This window comes from Vibrio neptunius (genome assembly GCF_000967495.1).
Classification (GTDB): domain Bacteria; phylum Pseudomonadota; class Gammaproteobacteria; order Enterobacterales; family Vibrionaceae; genus Vibrio; species Vibrio neptunius.
The window spans coordinates 1-1818 of the sequence record NZ_JXXU01000168.1 but is presented as its reverse complement, the minus strand read 5'-3'; the positions used below and the strand labels follow the sequence as shown (position 1 = coordinate 1818).

At 40.0% G+C, this 1818-nt stretch carries 2 protein-coding genes and 1 pseudogene; 1 reads left to right on the top strand and 2 read right to left on the bottom strand.

Annotated features, from left to right (window positions below; translation table 11 throughout):
- Window positions 1–136: 136 nt before the first annotated feature.
- The gene (locus TW84_RS23655; RefSeq protein ID WP_045978053.1) at window positions 137–412 is read right to left on the bottom strand and encodes a hypothetical protein; all 276 of its coding nucleotides are present in this window, start codon (window positions 410–412) and stop codon (window positions 137–139) included.
- A 123-nt stretch (window positions 413–535) separates the two neighbouring features.
- On the opposite strand from TW84_RS23655, the pseudogene TW84_RS24500 reads away from it, so the two are divergent.
- A pseudogene (locus TW84_RS24500) lies at window positions 536–685 on the top strand (IS110 family transposase); the annotation flags it as partial.
- Between the two features lie 22 nt (window positions 686–707).
- Here TW84_RS24500 and TW84_RS23650 read toward each other — a convergent pair.
- The gene (locus TW84_RS23650; protein ID WP_045978052.1) at window positions 708–1532 is read right to left on the bottom strand and encodes an alpha/beta fold hydrolase; all 825 of its coding nucleotides are present in this window, start codon (window positions 1530–1532) and stop codon (window positions 708–710) included.
- Between the last annotated feature and the right edge of the window lie 286 nt (window positions 1533–1818).

Here is a 1818-nt window from a genome sequence, read left to right as displayed (position 1 = left end):
GTCGTAAGCAATGCTTGATGACCGAAATGACAAAGCGAAGTAGATAACTTTGTTGTTCGAAGAGCATTGGCTGCTCGCGCAGCCAACAGGACGTTATTGCCTATTGACAGGCAGAAGGCTCATATGTGTTATATATTCATTCTTCTAATTTATCGACTACCCATAGTGAATCCAGCGTAGAACGACTTGCACAGGTACCTGGTTCCAATGCCGTCAACTCATTAATGGTTGCGTCCTCTGCCACAAGGTGACCCACACCAATATGATGAGGGCGACCACTTTCTACGCATCCGTCAATACCACACAGAAACTGCCAATCTCCATCAAAGTCTCTTACAGAAAAGAGCACTGGCCTAGTTTTCTTAAATACATGCGCGCACACAAACACGCCATAATCGTTTCTAAATTCCATAAACACCCTAGAATATATAACATTCTTAATAACAGGCAGTCTCGTTTTTGTCTCTACCTGACTTTTTATCAACTTATCATAACTCATTAAAAACTATTGTAAATTCAGGACACACACCAAAAGCCTGTATTTAAGGCTACTTATGAACGATTACTTGCGGCAGGAAAACCTAAAAAAGTAGCGATAGTTGCCTGCATGAGAAAGATGGTTGTGACGCTCAATTCAATGCTAAGAGACGGCACAATGTGGGACAAAGATTGCGTCAAAAATTAACTATTGACGCCATAGTCTCTTGTTATATTTTGAGAACGCTAGTGATAAATTTATTCACTTCTTCATAAAACTTAGACGGTTCATTTTGGACCCAGTGGTTGGCCCCTTCGAACGAAACATTATTTAATGTAGAAATGAATTTTGTAGCGCGTTCACAACCACTTAAGCTCTGTGTACCCCAAAAATAAACTTTCGGTATCGACAAGTTTTCATAAACTTGCCCCCAACTAACAACCCCTCGCATATCTTGGGTTGCGTGCTGAGCATAAATTTCACTAGCTGTATTACCTAGGACGACTGGTTCACAGCGCCTAACAGACGACAGATACTTAATACCAGCTCCGTGACTCCAAGACATAGAAAAACGTTGTGAAAAACCTGCACCTTTCACCCACTTAGAAAATTCATCACTACTTAACTCAGAGTATTGTTCAGCAATAATCTGCGACAAAATTATATTTTCTTCGTGGATCCCACCTTCTGCATTAATAAAACCACGTACAATACCTTTAGTATCGTACTTGCAAACCAGGGTAGACGTATCACCTCCCCAAGAATGCCCAAGGAGAAAGCAATCATGAATCTTTAATTGCTCAAGAGCTTTTAATATGCGCTTTGCTTGAGTTTCCGTTGAGTGGGAGGTAACTGAAGCAGGAGAATAACCGTAACCGCATAGATCAAACATTATGAGGTTGTAATTCGGCAGCCAGTCGAAAGCATCCGCAAAACAGAGATGCGATTCGCCTAAACCGTGAATCAACACTAGCGTTTCTTGAGATTCTTTGAATTCTGTAGATAAACAATAAAGCTGATCACCATCGATATCTAACCATTTTTCTACTAACACATTAGCCTCGCACTTCTAACAACTGAATTGAGATTTATCATAACTAATTCAGCCCGAAACGAAAGGTGGAATCGAAGAAAAATATAACGCCCTGTTCTTACGAATCCCCTCATAATTTCTATATAAAACAATGAGTAGACGCGCATCGCTCATTCTGATCTAATGAATTTCGCCAAAAACACACCTGATTAAATGGATTTAATAGAGAGCCCTAACGATGCGCAACATTCAAATTCTACAGCAAACTATTGAGAATCAATGCCCTGAAATTCACAAAAAACGACTT